Below are 18,417 nucleotides of genomic sequence, written 5' to 3' on the forward strand. Positions count from 1 at the left end.
ATGCCTTCTGTTGTCCCGTCCGATGACGCTGTCGACGTACCCCCGGAACACGTGCTCCTGGTCGTCGACATGAAGGGGTACAGCCAGATTCCCGAATTGCACATGGCGCCCACCCGAGCCCGCCTCGACCACATCGTCTCCACGTTGTTCGAGCAGAGCGGTATCGGCGACGTCTCGACGTTGGAGAACGCGGTGAAGGACCGGGGTGACGGAGCCATCTTCGTACTCCCCGCGCGGCATGCGGCGCGACTGGTCGATCCCTTCCTCGACAACCTCCGCCAAGCGCTGGACCGTCACGAGCGAAGCCGGCTGGCCGACGAACCGAAGCTTCGGTTGCGCGCGAGCGTGCATGTCGGCCCGCTGGAGCCACCCGCACACCGCGGTGACGCGGCCAACGACGCCTGCCGACTCGTCGACAGCGAACCGGCTTACCAGGCCATGGCGGCGGCCACCGATCACGAGCTTCCGCTGGCCGCCGTGGTCTCGGACTCGGTGTTCCGCCGGGCCGTCCGTGCGGGCCGCACCCCGACGCTCCAACCGCGTCACTTCCTGCGGGCCACGGCCCGGGTCGACGGCAAGCCGGAATTCGAGGAGACGTGCTGGGTCTTCGTGCCGGGGTTGGTCCCGGCAGTGATCAGCCCCTATCTCTCCAACGACGACACGGTGGTGCCTGGGCCGGGGGACCGCACCCCGACCGCGCCGAGCGCCACAGTGGATGCCGGGTCCGACGAGCGCGGGGCCTCGGTGCGTATGAAGGGCAGGGCCAGCGGCAAGGCCCGGCTCATCCAGGTCGGCCGCGACTACATCGCTGGCTCGGACCGGCCAAGGCCCACGGAGCCGTCGGAGTGAGCGTGAGGAAACCGCACGGCAGCTTTCCCGGTGCGTTCGCACCTGTTCGCACGGGCTTCATCCGCATGTAGCATTTGTCCATTATCGGCGAACCTGGGGGCTGCCATGAATCCAGTGGTGACGGCGACCGGAACCGCTCTGTGCGTGCGACGGAATTCGACGCTCGGCCAGGCAGGGTGCGACATCCGTCTGGACCGTCCTTGACGGAGTGGGACCGTCCCCTTTACAGCTTCGTCGCGCGGGCGGACGAAGCTGCGACCATCTACCAGGCGGGGCGCGACCTGATCGTCCAACGGGTCGGCCCTCCCTGGCGAGTCAACACGTTGCAGCTGAAGAGCCGCATCTCCGTCTCGGTCGCCGCGAAGGGCCGGCAGCAGCCGAGCAAGCTCCTGCGCACGCGTGACGAGGTGGTGGACTTCTCCGGACGGGCCGACGAGGAAGAGGAGTTCACCGTCTGGCGAGACTCCGACGAGACCGTACTTGTCCGACTGCTGCACGCACCCGGCGGCGAGGGCAAGACCCGCCTCGCCCGGCATCTCGGCCGGACATGGGGCGAAGAGGGCTGGGTGGCCTTGGACGCTCAGCACGCGAAGAACTCGGCGCAGGACATGGGCGGTATGCCCATGCTCGATGAAGACGCCAAAGGTGTGCTGATCATCGTCGACTATGCGGAGCGGTGGCCCGAGGACGACTTGTTGGAGTTCATTCGTGAGTCCAAGGGACTCTGGGAGCTGCCGCTTCGCTTTCTGTTGCTCTCACGTCCCGCCGGCGTCTGGTGGGAGCAGTTCGAGTACCTTCTCGACAACGAACTGGACCTGGACGCGGAAGCGATTCGGCTGGCCCCGTTGGGCGCGCGACCGGAAGAACGGGAGCACGCCTTCCGCGTGGCACGTGACGCGTTCGCCGAACGGCTCAAGGTCTCCGATCCAGAGGCGATCGGCCCGCCCGCGGGACTGCTCTCCGACGACGCCTACTCGCTGATCCTCACGATCCACATGGCCGCGCTCGCCGCAGTCGACGCCCACCACCGGAAAACGTCGGCTCCCGTGGACCCTGCGCGACTGTCCTCCTACCTCCTGAGGCGGGAGCGGGACCACTGGCGGAACCTGGAGCGCAGCAAGCGGATCCGCACCGATGCCGAGGCCTTGGAGAGCGCGGTCTACGCGGCATCACTGTGCGGTCCCATGCGGCAGCGAGAGGCCTTCGAGGTCGCCATGGCCATGGGCATCGCAAGCAGTCGCGAGCGAGCCCGCCGCATCGTCCGGGACCACGCCTTCTGTTACCCGCCTCCGCCCGTGCTCAGAGAGGCGGACAATGTCCTGGAGCCCCTGCAACCCGATCGGTTGGCCGAGGACTTCGTCGCCCTGACACTGCCAGGCCATGGCGGGGAGTTCATGGGGCAACACTGGGCCGCCGGGGCCACGAACCAGTTGCTGGAGTCGACCAGGAAAGAGGTCGGCCAAAGCGTTCGCGGGGCGCTCATCACCCTCATCGAGATGGCGACCCGGTGGCGCCATATCGCCGTGGACTACCTCTCGCCCCTGCTCAGGGCCCGCCCCAGGATCGTGCTGGAGTGCGGGAACGCCTCCTTGGCCACGCTGGCCGACAATCCGTACATCGAGCTCGAAACCCTGCAGACCGTGGCCGCCGTGCTGGGCGACTACGACCGTACGGGACTCGGTACGGGTGCGGCCGCAGTCCTCGGCCGGGTCATCAAGGCCCGGCTGCAGGAGGTGGAGGACCCGGCGGAAAAAGCGGCCCTGTGTCACGAACTCACCGTCATCTACCAGTTCGCCGGCCTGTTCGATCAGGCCGCCGGCACCGCACGCGACGAGGTTGCCCTCCTGCGTCCTCTGGCCGAAGAGGGATCGGACGACCACAGCTTCGCCCTGGCCGACGCGCTGTTCAGCCTGTGCGCCGCCCTGACCGAGCAGGGTAATCACAAGGAGGCGGTCGAGGCCGGCGCGGAGGCGTTGAAGATCAGAAGAGGATCCCTGCCGGTGCGCGGCGGTACGCCGCCGCACGGCGGGACAGGCGAACTCAACACGACCGGGCCGACGCGGCCCGCAGTTCCCTTCGGGACGGCGCTCGCGGCCTCCTTGGTGCACCACGCCGAATGGCTCTTCTACGAATCGGGTGACGCGCGAGCCCTCGTGATCTGCGGTGAGGCGGTGAGCCGGCTGCGGCGAGTGACTGAACGGGGCCCGAACCGCCGTATGTACTTGGCCCGTGCACTGCATTCCCAGACCGGCATCCTGCTCCGTACGGCGAACCTGGAAGCCGCCTTGCGAACGGCGGCGCAGAGCGTATCGGCATGGCGCGAGCTCTTCGCCGAGAGGCAGTCCGTCTCCCGTGCGGAGCGCCTTGTGCACGCTCTTGCCCTCATGAGCACAGTGCAGGTGAGGGTCGGGCAGACACGCGCCGCCATCGACTCGGCGGGCGAAGCGGTGTCGCTCGCACGGCAGGTGGTGGCCTCGGACCCGGAGCGGACTGCTTTGCTGGCGCACGCGCTCGCGATCCTGGGCGACAGCCTGGCGTACCAAGGCCCGATCCAGGCGGTGACTGTGTCGTCCGAGTCACTCCGCTTGTACCGGAGCCTGGCAAGGAAGGACTCTCGGCATCGCGAGGCGTTGGCGGCCTCCCTGGCGAAGCACGCGACTCTCCTCCTCAAGTGCGGGCAGGTGGCCTCCGCTCTTCCGCTGACCCGGGAGAGCGTCACCCTCACCGACGCCGATGCGAATGCGGACGCCGCGGCTCCGGTGGACAAGAGCGTCCTGGCACTAACCCTTGGGGCGTGGGCCGACGCCCTCAAGATCCTCGGCGATCACGACCAGGCGCTCACCGCCGCGCGGAAGGCGGCGAAGGCGACCGAGGAGCTCGCGCAACGCCTCCCATGGTTCGCATCAGTTCTCGCGGAACGCCAGGGCAGGATCGCCGACATCCTCCTCGCGAAGGGTGAGCTGAGCGATTCCAAAGAGATGTCCCGGATCGCGCTGCGCACCTACGCACACTTTCGCCGGACCTACGCCCCCCTGCCCTGGCTGGACGTTCGCCTGACGATCTCGTGTGTGCGCGCCTTGGTCGTCTCCGGCGACCTCAAAGCGTCCACGCGGGGCATCAGGAGGGTCGAGGCGGTGCTGCGGAAGACCGGAGCAGCGGATGGCGGGGACGCAGCGGCCTTTCTCGCTCTTCTCGCCCTGCATCAGTGGGCGGCGAACCATCGGGAGGAAGCGGCGGCAAGTGCCCGGAATGCCGTCGTCCTCTTTCGGGCTCGGATCATGGAAAGGCCCGGGGCGAAGCTGGAACTGGCCACCGCCCTTGAGCTGCACGGGATGATGGCTGTTGAACAGGGGCGGAGAGAGCTCGGCCTGATCGATCTTCAGGAAGCGGACGCTCTGCTGAAGGAGCTTCGGAGGGGCGACCAGAGGAATTCCACTCTGGCTCCCTTCCAGGTCCGCTGCCTGACCAGCCTCGGATTGGCGTACCACGCGCTGGCGCGTGACGAGGAGGCGCGGGCCGCCACACGGGAGGCGGTTTCGCTCGTCCGGACGGGTGGCCTGACGGCGATGGCCCTTGAGATCGCCGTCGACGCTCATATCGCCTTCGCGCGAATTCGTCTGGAAAGGGGAGCCCATCTGCCGGACGCTGTCCGAGCGGTTCAGGCGGCCCGGCAACTGTGCTTAGCCGCAGGTCCGACCGGCCTGGCGGAGCAGGAAGCGGAACTCACGGAGCTGATGCGACAGCTGATGAAGTAGATCGTCGACCTGGTTGAAGGGCTCGTCCTGCGCTGTCCATTTCCGTCAACCCCGGGACCGCGCGGGCTTCCTGTCGGCTGTTGTCATCTGCCCGTCGGCAGTGGCCTCGGGGGGGATCCGGCGTCAGGCGGGGCGGAGGGCCTCATGTTCGTCTCTTGTGCCGAGTGGTGTGTCGCCCTCGTCGCCCCCGGCCCCGTGCCGGGCGTGTCTGCGGTGGCGGAACAGGGCGAGGGCCCGGGCCGTGATGACCGAGAGGGAGGCGAGGGCGCCGACCGCCGCGCATACGACAAGCGCCGGCCAGGCGTAGGCGGTCTGTGCCAGCGTTCCGGAGCGGTTCATCAGCAGACCCACAAGCGAGGCGAGTTGCGTGAGGAGGAGGACCGGGAGCGCCTGGGGCAGCAACCACAGGGCCGTACGCCACCACGGTCGCCGCACGGTGTGCCGCGCCCATCGACGCGCCCGCAGGACGCCGCGGACGCCGAGGCCCGTCGCCAGTAGGGTCAGCGCCGCCAGGACCCAGTCGGCCGTCATCGAGAAGGGCTTCGCCACCTCGGGGCTCTTGCCTCGCGCGAGGTCGACGAGGCCCGGCAGGATCTGGGCGGCGTCGTCTCCGGAGATCAAGCCGGTGTTGGTGACGACCGCGATGCCGACCTCGCTGTCGGGCAGCAGGGTGGCCATGGCGTTGTGGGTCAGGAGCTGGCCGTTGTGCTGGATCTCTACGGCTGCTCGGCCTTTCGTGCGTCTTCACGAGCGCGGACCGCGTCGTTGAACACGACACGGGCGCACCCGAACGCCTTCGCCAACGCAGTCTGCTGACCGGTGTCCGGGTACAGGCGGAAGCTGTACCTGAGCTGCATGACGGCCACGCTACATACTTGGGTTATGAGTGAGATGCAGGAGATCAGAACTGGTCGGCACTGTGTTTTCGTGATGCATGTGCACTTGGTCTTCGTGACCAAGTTCCGGCACAAGGTGTTCACCGATGTTCATCTGACGCGGATGGAGGAGATCATGCGGTCGGTGTGTACGGACTTCGAGTGCACACTGGTGGAGTTCAACGGCGAGGACAACCACGTCCACCTGCTGGTGAACTTCCCGCCCAAGGTCGCCGTGACCAAGCTGGTCAACTCCCTCAAGGGCGTCTCCTCCCGCCGCCTCCGGCAGGAGTTCCCCGACCTGGTGCGCCACTACTGGCGGGCCAACAAGCTCTGGTCCGGGTCTTACTTCGCCGGAACCGTCGGCGGCGCCCCGCTCACCGTGGTCAGGCAGTACATCGAGCAGCAGAACCGGCCGGTGTGAGCACCGCCCGGCTCCGCCGGGACCAGCCCTCGCGACGCTCCGCGTCGCCCCTGTCAGATTCGCTTCACCACCAGCCTGAAGGCCGATGCACTGCGAATGAATTCCGGTCGCCCTGCTGTTCCCACCTCGGGTCACCGGGCCGCCGGAAGTGTGATCCCTGGGTGAACGGCGTGGCGCGGAGTCAACGGATCAGCTCCCGCCATCCGTTCGGTTGACGCCCCCGAACAGGTCCTCGGCCCAGCTCAGACGCGGGAACACGGCGGCCGGGGACGAGTCGGTGATCTGCGGCATGTACTGCTCCTCATGACGACGGACGACGGAGTGCCGCATCAGTCAATCGGCGCCGACCGGCAGGGCGACAACACCGCACACCGCCGCACCCCTCAGAATCCCTCGCACCCGTAGGGGTTGCGAAGGCCCGATCGACCTTGATTCAGGGCACGCAGAATCGAACTCGCGCTCTCAGCCGGGGAAATTGCCTGCGCAATGCAATGGTCACGAGTCGTGACCTCTCCGCCCGGGGCTACGGCCTCTTCGCGTGAGGCTGGGTCGTCGGGATCCGTGAGGTGAAGAACAGGGCGAGGAGAGCGGCGAGGGCGAGTGCGGCGAGTGCGGCGCGCAGGCCGTCGAGCCTCGCTTCGGTGTTCGCGTCGAACACGTCCTGGGACGTCTCCTCGCTCACCCCGGCATCGTCGAGAGCTTCCTTCAGCTGAGCGTCCGACAGGAAGGGCGCACCGCTTTGGAGCTGGACGGACGCCTGGCTCTTGACCTGGTCCGGGACTGCCGGGTTCTGATCGACGCTGGTCAGGAACGACGACGTGAGCGCGGCGATCAGGATCGACCCGGCGAGTGCCGTACCGATCGAGGCGCCGAGGTTGGTGACGGCGTTCTGGACTCCACCGACTTCCGCGCTCTGCGCTTCCGGCACCGCGGACACGGTGACCGAACCGAGCTGGGACGCCAGGGCGCCCATGCCGAGCCCGATCAGCAGGAGAGGGATGGTGACGATCTCCCCACCGGCGTCCGCGTCGAGCGCGGCCATCAGGACCACCGCGCCCGCGAGCAGCGCGAGGACCCCGAGTCGCACCACCCGACGCGGCGAGACGTCCGGGAGGAGGCGCGGGATCAGGATCGCGGCCGCCAGCAGGGTCAGCGAGAGAGGCAGGATGCGGGCGCCGGTCTTGAGCGCGGACAGGCCCAGGGCGACCGACAGATAGAGCGGTACGACGAAGAACACGCCCATCTGTACGAGGTACTGGAAGAAGAACATCGTCAGGCCGCCGGTGAGCTGCTTGTTCTGCAGCATGGCCGGGTCGACGAGTGGCTCCCCGCGTCGCTCCACCACGCGGGCCTCCCAGCGGAGGAAGAGCCAGATCAGAAGCAGGCCGGTCAGCATCAGCCACACGACCAGCGAAACCCCGAGCCACGAAGGAGCATCGGGCTTCGGCTGGAACCAGCCCCACTCGTCCGAGCGGAGCACCCCGTAGACGAAGATCCCGAGCCCGAGGGCGGAGAGCACGGCACCGACGAAGTCGATTCGCGCGCGTTCGCCGAGCGGCGCGTCGGCGACGCGGCGGGCGAGCAGCACGATGCCGAGCACCATCACGACCTCACCCGCGAACACCCAGCGCCAGGAGAAGTACGTGGTCGCAAGACCTCCGATGAGCGGACCCAGCGCGATGGCCACGGCCCCTGCGGCCGCGACGAGTCCGTAGGCGGCGGGACGCCGTTCCACGGCGAAGTTGCTCGCCACCAGCGTCACGATCGCGGGCAGGATGAGCGCCGCTCCGATCCCCTCGAGGAGCGCCCAGCCGATCAGCAGGACGGTCAGGTTCGGTGCGAGCGCCGTCGTCAGGGAGCCGCAGCCGTAGACAGCGCAGCCGATCACGAACGCGCGTCTGCGGCCGATCAGCGCACCGACCTTGCCGCCGGGAATCATGAACATCGCCATCACGAGGGTGTAGGCCGTGATGGCCCCCTGGATCCCGGTCACCGGCGTGTCCAGGTCCTCGGCCACCGTCGCGATCGACACGTTCATGACAGAGCTGTCGAGGGCCATCAGGAACTGACCTGACGCCAGTGTCAGCAGGACGAGGCGCGCTGTCGCCGGCCTCGCAGCAGCGTCCGCAGGGGGTGCCGGTGCCATGGGCGCATCGTGGCAGTTGCTCCCGGGCCCGCTCGGCGACCCGCCACAGGGGTCAGTCACATGGCGGCGACACTGTCGATGTCACCGGTCAGCCCGCCCGGCGTGCGAGCCGGCGAATCCGGGACCCACCGGGCGGCGCCCGTCAGTAGGGGCAGGCCCCTACGCTCGGCCTGCGGAAGCCGCTGCCCCGACCCGCCGGACGGGCAGGCGGCCGATGGAACGCGAAGCCGCTGCGCGCTCCTGTCCGTGCACGTGTGGGCGCACGCTCGCGCCGGGGCGTCAGCGGGGGTGACGCCCCGCCGCGGTCCGTCCCATCGTCCGCGCCAGCCGTCCCACCCGGCGCCAGTTCATGGGGGGTCTGCCACGGGGGACACCAGGACGGCGGCGGGGCACGCGCACGCGAAGGGCGCGCGGCTCGATCCGGCAGTGGACCGGGGTCGGCAGGACGAGGGCCTCGCCGTCGACGCCCACGGGAATGCTGGGAGCGTCGGCGTCCACGACGACGTCCTGGGCAGTGAGCGAGGCCAGGCCGGGCGAGCGCCTGCCGCGGAGCATCCCCGCTGCCTGTGCCGCGTTGTCGACCTTGATGCCGAGCACCCCGAGGACGCCGGAGTCCAGCCGCTCGCGACGGCCCATCCCCGCCGGGTCGTCCGTCCGATAGGGGTTGTTGCTCACCAGTACGGCCTGTGGTGCCTCGATGGCCGCCTCACTGTCCGTGCCCTGCGCGCGGACGGTGAGGCGCGGGCCGCTGTGATGGGTCAGCAGGTCCGGGAGAAGCTGAAGGGCGGTACGTGCCTTGTCGTCGCGGTACGCGGGACTCTGGACGACGGTCGCGTAGGCGCCGAAGGAGGCGTTGTTCACGAAGATGCGGTCCCCGATGCGGCCCAGGTCGATGCGTAGCTCGACGCCCTCGGTGAGTGCGTTCAGGCACAGCGAGGGATCGTCCCTGTCGAGGCCGAGGTCCAGGGCGAAGTGGTTGCGGGTGCCGGCGGCGATCACCATGAACGGTAGACCGCGCTCGGCCGCCACTCCCGCGACCAGGGCCTGGGTGCCGTCGCCTCCGGCGACGCCGAGCAGGTCGGCGCCCTCGTCGGCGGCCTGCCGGGCGAGCGCGGCCACGTCCTGGCGATGGTCCGGGTCCAGGACGGCGACCTGCGCACCGAGGGCCTTCGCCTTCTCCTCCAGGTGGAACGTCCCGACCTTTCCGCCGCCCGAGCGCGGGTTCATGATGAGGAAGGGCCGCCGGGGGGCGGCGACCGCGTGTTCCCGAACACCAGCCGGTCCACCGACGGCGGCCAGCGCGGTTCTGCCGCAGAGGACGGCCAGCACCCACAGCGCGAGCGAGACGAGCGCGACCCACAGCAGTCCGGCCACCGCGTAGAGCACCACTACGGCGACAGGTGCGGCGCAGGCCAGCACGGCGGCCAGTGCCCTGGCCGGGCCGGTGCGCGCCAGCGCCCACCACGCGCCCGCGGCCGCGATCACGAGCCCGGCCAGTCCCACTCCCACGAGCAGGAGGCTCTGGAGCCCGGCGAACAGCAGCAGGACCACCGCCGCCGCAGTTCCCGCAACCAGGGCCAGACGCGCGGTCCAGCGCGGAGCCAGACGCTTCCTCGCGTGCGCTGCCGTCGGCATGCGACCTCCCGCGTGTGGACGTGCCTGCCTCATCACATCGGGGCCCGCGTGAACCGGAACCACCTGGGGAGGGCGATTCCTGGCGATTCCTGTGGACGGAGCTGACCGGGAAAAACCGATTCCGGTTCCCGGAGACCGGCTTCCCATGTCATTGCATCACCGCGCCGGGGCGGCCGCACGTCGTGCGCGGTTCACCCGTCGGGCGCACACGGGTCGCGCCTTCGGCATCGCACGGATCTCCTGGTGTCCATGGCCCCTACTGGCGACGAGCCGCTCTCGAACCGGGAGCGCAGTGAACTGGACGAACTACGGCACCGCGTGGGTGCCCTGGAGCGTGGCGCGCGCCCGCGGGCGGCACGGCATCACCCCTTCCGTTCCACGGGCTCCGTCCTGCTGATCCTCTTGGCGGCCCTTCTGTCGCTGCTGTCCGTCATCGCGGTCTGGGCGAACAGCATCGTGCGGGACACGGACCGCTACGTCGCCACGGTGGGGCCGCTGGCGTCCGATCCGGCTGTGCAGAAGGCGGTCACCGACAGGGTCACCAACGTGGTCCTGGCGCAGATCGACGTGGACGCGTTGGTCAAACAGTTGCAGGACGCCGTGTCGGAGACGGGCGTGCCGCCGCAGGCGGCCCAGCTGGTCGGCAACCTCGACGCGCCGATCACGAGCGGTCTGAAGCAGCTGGTCAGCGGCACCGTGGAGCGGGTGGTCACCAGCAGTGCCTTCGAGACGGTCTGGGTGGAGGCCAACCGCAGGGTGCACTCGGCCGTCGACAAGGCCCTGACGGGCGAAGCCGACAGCGCGGTCTCGCTGGAGAACGACCAGGTGGCCATCGACGTGGCACCGATCGTGGCTGAGGTCAAGCAGCGGCTGGTCAGCGCCGGCCTCGGAGTGGCCGCGAAGATCCCGGAGGTCCACACGGACTTCGTGGTGGTCCAGTCGAAGGACATCGGCAAGATCAAGACCTATATGAGAGTCCTGGAGATCATGGGCAGCTGGCTGCCCGTCATCGCCCTGCTGGTGGCCGCGGCCGGGGTGTACACCGCGTTCAACCGCCGGCACGCGCTGATCGGGGCCGCCTTGGCGGTGTTCGCGGCCATGCTGCTCCTCGGGATCACACTCACCGTGTTCCGTGACGTCTACCTCGACCATCTGCCCTCCGGCGCGTCACCGGCCGCCGCCGGAGCGGTGTACGACGCGCTGATCAAGTTCCTGCGCGCCGGTGTACGGGCGCTCGGTGCCGTCGCCCTCATCACCGCCGTCGGCGCTTTCCTCAGCGGCCCGTCCCGGATCGCCGTCCTCGTCCGCGACGGCTGCCGCAGGAGCATCGGCGCCCTGCGCGACGTGGCGGTCTCCGGAGGGCTTCGACTGGGGGCGGTCGGGCGGTTCGTACACCGCTTCAAGCGCTGGATCGGGGCCGCGATCCTGGTGGTCGCCGCGATCGTCCTGTTCACCTGGGACTACCCGACCACGACGGTCGTGGTGTGGACCACGGTCATCGTGCTGGTGGGCTTCGCGCTCCGTGAATTCCTGGACACCGGCTCCGCACCGGCCGCCACCGAATCCCGGGCCAACACCGCTACCTGAGGAATCGCCACGCGCCGTCGCGACGGCCGGCACCCACAGGGCCAGGGACAGGCAGGCCCTGTGGGTGCCGCCCACAGCATGCCGGACGTCGCGTACGGGGCGAGGACGGCCTGCGGCGCGATCAGCGACAGGCCACCCCGAGGGCACGGATCCCTTCGGTGTGCGGTGCGCTCATGCGGGCCCGCGCGGATACGAGCCCCTTTGCGGCGGGCGCTCCTCGGACACCGGACGTTCCTCGGACAGGTCGAAGAGGTTGTCGCGCCGGACCACGCACAGGGCCCAGATGATGAAGCCCGAGATCGCGATCATCACGACCGACCACACCGGGTAGTACGGCAGGGAGAGGAAGTTGGCGATGATGACGAGCCCGGCGATGGCCACGCCGACGACGCGCGCCCACGCCGAGACCTTGAGCAGCCCGATGCTGACGATCACGGCGACCGCGCCCAGGGCGAGGTGGATCCAGCCCCAGCCGGTCAGGTCGAACTCGAACACGTACTGGCGCGTCGTGACGAAGATGTCGTCCTCGGCGATCGCCATGATGCCCCGGAAGATGTCGAGCAGGCCGACGAGGAAGAGCATCACTGCCGCGAAGGCGGTCAGGCCGGTTGCCCATTCCTGCTTCGCCGTGTGTGCCGGCTTGGTGTATGTCGCGGTCATCTTGCGCCTCGATTCGTGTTGTCCGGATGCTCAGCGACCGGGGGTGCGGGCGGTGGAGCCGGTGTGCTCCGCCGGGCCGTGGCCGGTCAGGACCAGTTCCTTGGCCCTGCGGAACTCCTCGTCCGTGATGTCGCCGCGGGCGCGGATCTCGGACAGCTTGGCGAGCTCGTCGATGCTGCTGGGCCCGCCCGTGGCGCCCGCGGCCTCCCTGATGTGGGCGTCGAAGGCTTCCTGCTGTGCTCGGGCCTGCGCTATTTCCCGGCGGCCCATGTTCTTGCCGCGGGCGATCACGTAGACGAAGACGCCCAGGAAGGGCAGCAGGACGGTGAACGCCAGCCAGCCGGCTTTCGCCCACCCGCTCATCGCGTCATCGCGGAAGATGTCGACGACGATGCGGAAGAGCAGGACGAACCACATGATCCACAGGAAGAACAAGAGCATGCTCCAGAAGATGCTCAGCATGGGGTAGTCGTACGCGAGGTACGTCTGCGTGCTCATGTCTCTCCTCCGTCCCGGGCGCTCGCCCGGCCGCCGTTGCGTGCTGTCCTCAGCGTGGGCACGGCCGGGGCCGGGTGGCTTCACCCGGCGCGGGTGAGCCTGCGGGCGGCCCGGCACTCGATGGACGCGCTCCTGTGGCAGGTCAGGGTTCGGCCCGCTTACGGCGGGGCGCGGCGGCTGCCCGGTACCAGTGGGAGGAGGCGACGTACTCGCCGAGGGCGAGGCCCGAGACCGCCACCAGGAACACGGCGATCAACCAGGACAGGAACGTGAAGACGGGCCCCAGCGGTCCGAACTCCTGGAGGCTGCGCTCCATGGCCGTGGGCACGAAAAGACCGGCGGCCCAGCTCAGTACGACTGTGCCCGTGCCCGCCAGCAGCGCTCCCGGGAGCAGGTTCCGCCAGCCGATCCTGCCGCCCAGCAGAAGATGCTGGGTCCACCACCACAGCAGCGTCGAGGACAGGAGTGACAGAACCCATCCGGTCACCGCGCCGACGCCCAGTCCGCTGCGCAGCGGCGCCTGGACCAGGAGGACACCCAGCCAGACGATCAGCCAGAGCAGCCAGCGCCAGATCGCGGCCCGCACCGGTGTGCGGGACAGGTGCCAGCACCGCTCGCAGACCGCCTGGAGCGCCCGGCTGAATGCCGTCGCGGACACCAGGGTCACCACCACGCCCACAGCTCCGACGGCGTCCCGTGGTGTGCCGGTGGCCGAGAAGGTACGGCGTACCTCGTCGAGCGTGTCGCCCCGTACCCCCAGAACCGCACGGACGGAGTCGGCCAGCAGATCCTGCACCCCTTCGGGGGCGAACGCCGCGACGGTCATCAGCAGCGGGAGCGCGGTGAGGAAGGCTTGCGCGGCCAGCCTCACGGAGCCCTCCACGACGTTGAGCGCCACCAGGCGGGGAAGCAGCCGGGCCACCGGACCGGACCGCATGCTTGCCAGGACTCGATCCACCACCGTGCGTCTGTGGGACGCGCGGGCGGGGCCGGGTTTCCTGGCCATGGCTCAGGGGGCCGCCGCCCGGTCCTCATGCCCGGCCGCCGGGCCCGAGATGGCCGCGAGGACCGCCACGAGGAGCAGGACGGCGGCCAGGTCGATACAGAGGACGAGCGCCATCGCCCCCACCGGGGGATGGTTCCAGAGCACCGGCGCCAGGGCTCCCGCCGCGATGACACCCGTGGTTGTCCACTTCGGGTGGCCGGACAGCCGGCGCCCCGTGGCGCCGGTGCGCACTCCCACGCGGTCAAGCGCCCTGGCGGTGGTCGTCGTGCCCCGTTCCACTGTCGTGCGGACGGCGCGGGCGGGATGTCCTGGACCGTACGGATACGCGACCACTGCGGTGATCACCGTGACGACGAGCAGAGTGCGCGTGCCGGCGCGCGGGAACCGGACGAACGTGCCGTAGATCGCCGCGGCCGCGTCGGTGGGCAGCGCCGTGGGCGGGAACGAGTCCGGACAGACCCGTCGGACCACGACCAGCGCGACGTCGGCCGGGTTCATGGTGCTCCTTTCCGGGGTGCGCCGCCCCGGCTGCCCCGGTCGCCGCTCGGGATGACGGAGGTGGAGGCGACCGCACGGGTCCGGGTTGTCCGGGTGCGCCCGTCGCGGCGGAGTGGCGGGTGCGGTGTCAGACCGTCCCGGCGGGGGCGTACGGCCCCGTGGTGTGCGTCTTTCGGAGCGCGGCCCGCCACGCGAGGGCTACCGCCGCCTCAGCGAGGCCGAGCAGGACGAGCCACAGGCCGAGCAGCCGGGTCAGGGCGCGGGCCGACTCCGTCGGCAGGGCGAGCACCACGATTCCCGCGACGATGCCGAGAACCGCGGCGCCCAGGACGACTCCGCGATGCGGCAGGTCTTTGGCGGCGATGGCCGTGTAGAGGGTGAGGATGCCGGAAACGAGCCAGACGACGCCGACGATCAGCGAGAGGGCGGCGATGGTCTGCAGCGGGTTCCGCAGGCACAGAACCCCGGCCAGGAAGTACAGCACGGCCAGGAGCAGCCCTGAGAGCCGTTCACCGTGCTCCTCCCGGCCGAAGACGGCCACGAACCGGAACGCCCCGGTCACCAGCAGGTACAGCCCGATGAGGACTGCCAGGACGTGCAGGGTTTCCTCCGGCCAGACGAGCACCAGGACGCCCGGTACCACCGTCGCGACCGCCGAGCCCAGGATCCAGGTCCACGAGCGGCCCAGTTGCGCCAGCACATCCGCGGGATCACTCACCGGGCGGGGGGCCGCCCCGACGGCAGGGGGTTCTGGTCCGGTTGGCGGCGCCGGATCACGCGACATGGTCATGGCTCCTCCTCGCGCGATCGAGCGGGTCGCTCCCGGACCGCCGACGGGGCGGTGTCCGAGGGAGCGCTATGCCTGACCGCTCCAGGGTCACGCCTGTCACCGGGTGCCGGGCTCACCCACCACGGGTGATCCGCCCACGCCGCCGTGGCGGTGAGGTGGGAATCTCCAGGCGCCTGTCCCATCGGCCTTCCGGCCGGACGGAACGAAGAGACATGAGAAGAGACATGAGATGAGCGATCCGAGCACTGCCCGGACGGACCGCACCCGGTCCGGTCCGGACGGGCACCGGCGGCGTCGGCCGCTCCTCCGTGAACCCGGGCGCCGATGAGGCGTTCGAAGCCGCTGTGAACCGTCTGACGGACTGGCTCAACTGGTCCCGGGATCCCTCCTTCTGGAGGGCGCGGGCGAATCTGTCGCAGAGCAGTTGGACGCCGGATGCCCTCTCAGCTGGGGGAGCTTGGGTTCTCCACGGGAATGCTCGCCGGGCTGACCTGCGGTGGACCCGTTCCTGGGCCTGACTGGCCGACGACCTGGTCCCCGCCATCCCCGTGGTTCCCCGCACCCCGGCATGGTTCTGGCACGCTCCCTTCGTCCCGGACTGTGGGCTGAGTGGGCATGGTGGTCCGGAGCCTTACCCGCAGTCGATGTCGACCGATCCCCCACGGAGGATCGGATCGGTGCTCGTGCCACTGAGCAACAGTCGACCGCCGTCCCGCCCCCAGTCGAGTTCGTAGGCGCCTGCGTCGATGGGCCGGTAACCATCGTCGACCGTCCAGGATCCCGACTCGCCCAAGGCGAGGCCGGTGTGCCCCACCGCGTACACCTCGCCATTGCCGATCACGAGAAAGGACGTCTCCCGCACCACGGCCGTGCAGCCCCCTGGTCCCGCAGGGCGCAGCACGCGGTAATCCGCGTCAGAGGTCAAGTCGTCCACCGCTCCCCATGCGGTGCCGAGCACTGCCGTGGCGATCAACAGACTGCTCCCCAGCCGGGCCCACCTGGCCGGCTCCCGCGGGTGCCTCGAAGCATCCGTCGGGCGGCCCACCTGGGTGAGGGCCCATCGGAGAAGGAGTGAGACGACAAGGAGAGTCGCACTCACACCCCAGCCGGGGACCACCCGCCCCTGCACCACCAGCAGGAGGCTGCTCCAGCTCGCCACGGCGGCGAGTGCCAGGCTCCCGATGCCGGCTGTCGTGGAGACGGCGGGCGACAACCTCACGCTGTGCTGTGTACATGCTTCGGTCACGGCGGGTACGACTCTCCGGACACGCCGACCGTTGCGCGGTTCGCCGTGGCCCGGGTCGAACGACCTCCGCCGGCCCAGGGTGAGCAGCTAGAAGCTCTGCCGCAGCGATACGTACGTTCCTGTCGGCGACGGTTGAATCGTGGTTCTGGATCACGCGCTCCGGTGCCACCCTCAAGGACACGATGGTTCGTGCGCGTCAGTCTTCCGAGAAGGCGGCGCTGATCTGTCAGCACTCCGACGAGGAGCGGCATCGGGTGGTCGCCGCCGGGCTCGATGGCGCCGTCACCATCCGCCTGGTCAGCTCCGTTGGGGTATCCACACGCGCATGGCGCCGTCGCCCCGGTTCGCCCAGGCGTAGTAGGGGACGGCGGTCAGCTCGACGGGCTGCGACTGGTCGGCCTGTCGGGTGTGGGCGGGGTCCGTGGGATACGGCCACCAACCGATGCCGTCCGGTGTGAGACGTCGACCGGAGGCGACGAGGGTGGTGACTCCGCCGAGCAGGTCGGGGCGTTCTCGGACGGTGGGTGCCGTGGAGGAGTCGAGGACGACACCGTCGAGGTCTCCGGGGTTGTCGGCTTCCTCCAGGCAGTACACCAGCGGTCCGCGCTCCAAGGCCACGCATCCGCGTACGGCGTCGACATACGGGTGGGGGTGGGTCAGGCGCACCGGCAGGTGAAGTTCGAGCCGGACGGTGTCGCCCGCCCGGAAGGCCCGGGTGATGCGGAGCCAGCCGTGCTCGGGCTGCTCAAGCCCGGGTGTCTCGTTCACGGTCAGCCCGAACCGTGTGCACCAGGAGGGAAGCCGGAGGGAAAGGGTGCGTTCCTCGGCCGGGGCGTCGTCGACGGTCACGGTGACCGTGCCGTGCCAGGGGTACGCCGTGGCCACGCGGACCGCGAAGCCGTCTTCCGCGTACGCGCCGGTGGCGTACTGGTGCAGTTGCAGGCCGCTGTCGTCGGCGCTCGCGAAGTAGTACGGGAGGCCGGCCAGCAGGCGCATCGCGTTGGGCGGGCAGCAGGCGCAGCGGAACCAGGGCGTGCGCTGGGAGGCCTGGTCGCCGGGGCGCTCGTGCGGACGCGCCCGCCGTTGCAGCGGATTGACGTACAGCCAGGTGCGCCCGTCCAGGCCCACGCCACCGAGGAAGCCGTTGTAGAGGGTGCGTTCGACGAGGTCCGAGTAGCGGGCCTCGCCGGTGAGCAGCGCCATCCGCCAGCTGAAGTGGACCAAGGCGATGGCGGCGCAGGTCTCGGTGTACGCGCGGTCGGCGGGAAGTTCGTAGGCGTCCCCGAAGGACTCCCAGTCGTGCCGCGAGCCCATCCCTCCGGTGAGGTACGTCTTGGTGGAGACCGCGTCGGTCCAAAGGCGCTCCAGCGCTTGCCGGAGTGGGACGTCGCCGGTCTCGGTCGCCAGGTCGGCGGCTCCCGCGAGGAGGTAGAGCTGGCGCACGGAGTGCCCGGTCACCTCCTGGGCCTCGCGGATCGGGGCGTGGTCCTGCCAGTACTCCGGCCCCGGGTCCCGGTCATGGCCGCGGTCGGCGCCCGAGGCCAGGACGCCGTGCCCGCGCCGTTCCAGAAAGTAGCGGGCCAGTTCCAGATACCGCTTGTCGCCCGTGGTGCGGTAGAGCTCGATGAGTCCCGTCTCCACCTCGGGGTGGCCGCAGACCCCGTCGACCTGTTTGCCGGGACCGAAGACGGACTCGATGTGGTCGGCGAACCTGCCGGCCACGTCCAGCAGGTCGCGGCTTCCCGTCGCCCGATGATGGGCTACTGCGGCCTGCATCAGGTGGCCGGCGCAGTACAGTTCGTGCCCCCAGCCGAGTTCGGTCCACGGCTCGCCGCCGCCGAGCTGGTAATACGTCTGCAGGTATCCGTTCTCCAGCTGGGCATCGGCAATGAGCCGGACCATCCGGGCGACTTCGTCGGAGAGATCGGGGTCCGGCGCGTCTGCCAGCTGCCAGCAGGCCGCTTCCAGCCACTTGTAGACGTCGGAATCCTGGAACTGGAAGTCCCCCGAGAACGCCGGTGCCATACCCGCGTCCGCGGCTGCTCGCAGGTTGGCGAGATTTCCGGAGTCTTCCAGCCGCTGCGGGCCTTCCGGAAGCGACACTTCGGCGTTGGTCCGGCGACGCTGCGCCCAGAAGCCGTCCGTGATGCGTGCGACGGCGGCGGGACGGTGGACCGCGGCCGAGTTCGCGCCAGGGTGGACCGGTCCGGTGGGTGGCGTGTGCAGCTGAGCCTCCGAGAAGCGAGAAAGGCGGAAAACGGTTACCGCACGCTAGAGCGACTCCGTGCGCTTAGGCAAGAGAAGCGGCGGGCCATCGGATTCCACGCGTCGGGCCGACGAACCGGCCCGTGGGTGAGAGTCACGGCTCGCACCCGGGTCGGTGGGCGAGTGAAAGTTTCAGGCGTGCCCGGAGGCTTCCCCTCCGATCCTTATGTGCGTATCTTCCGG

14 protein-coding genes and 2 pseudogenes are annotated in these 18,417 nt (G+C 69.6%); 5 read left to right on the forward strand and 11 right to left on the reverse strand.

All coding sequences use genetic code 11. The annotated features are described in order from the left end of the window. Positions 1-849: a hypothetical protein gene (locus JIX55_RS27765; RefSeq protein ID WP_257565986.1), complete on the forward strand. Its 849-nt coding sequence runs from the start codon at positions 1-3 to the stop codon at positions 847-849. A gap of 608 nt (positions 850-1,457) precedes the next feature. Further along, complete coding sequence (locus tag JIX55_RS27770) at positions 1,458-4,604, forward strand: hypothetical protein (RefSeq protein WP_257565987.1); 3,147 nt, start codon at positions 1,458-1,460, stop codon at positions 4,602-4,604. Positions 4,605-4,727: 123 nt separating this feature from the next. On the opposite strand, the gene JIX55_RS27775 is transcribed toward JIX55_RS27770, so the two are convergent. Together JIX55_RS27775 and JIX55_RS27780 are read right to left on the reverse strand one after the other, a co-directional pair. Continuing rightward, positions 4,728-5,282, reverse strand: coding sequence for a hypothetical protein (locus JIX55_RS27775; protein WP_306820038.1), 555 nt, complete (start codon positions 5,280-5,282; stop codon positions 4,728-4,730). A 41-nt stretch (positions 5,283-5,323) separates the two neighbouring features. Next, a pseudogene (locus JIX55_RS27780) lies at positions 5,324-5,461 on the reverse strand (helix-turn-helix domain-containing protein); the annotation flags it as partial. 25 nt (positions 5,462-5,486) lie between these two features. Here JIX55_RS27780 and tnpA point away from each other — a divergent pair. Then, positions 5,487-5,903: an IS200/IS605 family transposase gene (tnpA, locus tag JIX55_RS27785; RefSeq protein ID WP_257565988.1), complete on the forward strand. Its 417-nt coding sequence runs from the start codon at positions 5,487-5,489 to the stop codon at positions 5,901-5,903. Between the two features lie 523 nt (positions 5,904-6,426). Here tnpA and JIX55_RS27790 read toward each other — a convergent pair. Continuing rightward, a complete protein-coding gene (locus JIX55_RS27790) occupies positions 6,427-8,049 on the reverse strand; it encodes an MFS transporter (protein ID WP_257565989.1) in 1,623 nt (540 codons plus the stop codon). A 279-nt stretch (positions 8,050-8,328) separates the two neighbouring features. After that, positions 8,329-9,684 (reverse strand): diacylglycerol/lipid kinase family protein, encoded by a 1,356-nt coding sequence (locus JIX55_RS27795; RefSeq protein WP_257565990.1) that lies wholly within the window; start codon positions 9,682-9,684, stop codon positions 8,329-8,331. A 249-nt stretch (positions 9,685-9,933) separates the two neighbouring features. Between JIX55_RS27795 and JIX55_RS27800 the strand changes: the two genes are divergently transcribed. Beyond that, on the forward strand, positions 9,934-11,271 hold the full coding sequence (locus JIX55_RS27800; RefSeq protein WP_257565991.1) for a hypothetical protein: 1,338 nt from the start codon (positions 9,934-9,936) through the stop codon (positions 11,269-11,271). 171 nt (positions 11,272-11,442) lie between these two features. On the opposite strand, the gene JIX55_RS27805 is transcribed toward JIX55_RS27800, so the two are convergent. The 6 genes from JIX55_RS27805 to JIX55_RS27830 all read right to left on the reverse strand — a co-directional run bounded on the left by JIX55_RS27805 (position 11,443) and on the right by JIX55_RS27830 (position 15,942). Continuing rightward, positions 11,443-11,931 carry a DUF7144 family membrane protein gene (locus JIX55_RS27805; protein ID WP_257565992.1) on the reverse strand — a complete coding sequence of 163 codons (489 nt, stop codon included), beginning with the start codon at positions 11,929-11,931 and terminating at the stop codon, positions 11,443-11,445. Between the two features lie 30 nt (positions 11,932-11,961). Beyond that, positions 11,962-12,429, reverse strand: a complete 468-nt coding sequence (locus tag JIX55_RS27810; protein ID WP_257565993.1) for an SHOCT domain-containing protein — start codon at positions 12,427-12,429, stop codon at positions 11,962-11,964. A 142-nt stretch (positions 12,430-12,571) separates the two neighbouring features. Next, on the reverse strand, positions 12,572-13,390 hold the full coding sequence (locus JIX55_RS27815) for a YhjD/YihY/BrkB family envelope integrity protein (RefSeq protein WP_257565994.1): 819 nt from the start codon (positions 13,388-13,390) through the stop codon (positions 12,572-12,574). A gap of 48 nt (positions 13,391-13,438) precedes the next feature. Then, complete coding sequence (locus tag JIX55_RS27820) at positions 13,439-13,933, reverse strand: hypothetical protein (protein WP_257565995.1); 495 nt, start codon at positions 13,931-13,933, stop codon at positions 13,439-13,441. A gap of 127 nt (positions 13,934-14,060) precedes the next feature. Continuing rightward, the gene (locus JIX55_RS27825) at positions 14,061-14,723 is read right to left on the reverse strand and encodes an HdeD family acid-resistance protein (protein ID WP_257565996.1); all 663 of its coding nucleotides are present in this window, start codon (positions 14,721-14,723) and stop codon (positions 14,061-14,063) included. A gap of 631 nt (positions 14,724-15,354) precedes the next feature. After that, positions 15,355-15,942, reverse strand: a complete 588-nt coding sequence (locus JIX55_RS27830) for a hypothetical protein (protein WP_257565997.1) — start codon at positions 15,940-15,942, stop codon at positions 15,355-15,357. Between the two features lie 179 nt (positions 15,943-16,121). Between JIX55_RS27830 and JIX55_RS27835 the strand changes: the two are divergent. Beyond that, positions 16,122-16,253: pseudogene (locus JIX55_RS27835) on the forward strand (tyrosine-type recombinase/integrase); the annotation flags it as partial. Positions 16,254-16,266: 13 nt separating this feature from the next. Here JIX55_RS27835 and JIX55_RS27840 read toward each other — a convergent pair. Further along, positions 16,267-18,195, reverse strand: coding sequence for a glycoside hydrolase family 127 protein (locus tag JIX55_RS27840; RefSeq protein WP_257569504.1), 1,929 nt, complete (start codon positions 18,193-18,195; stop codon positions 16,267-16,269). Between the last annotated feature and the right edge of the window lie 222 nt (positions 18,196-18,417).

The organism is Streptomyces sp. DSM 40750 (assembly GCF_024612035.1).
Lineage (GTDB): Bacteria > Actinomycetota > Actinomycetes > Streptomycetales > Streptomycetaceae > Streptomyces.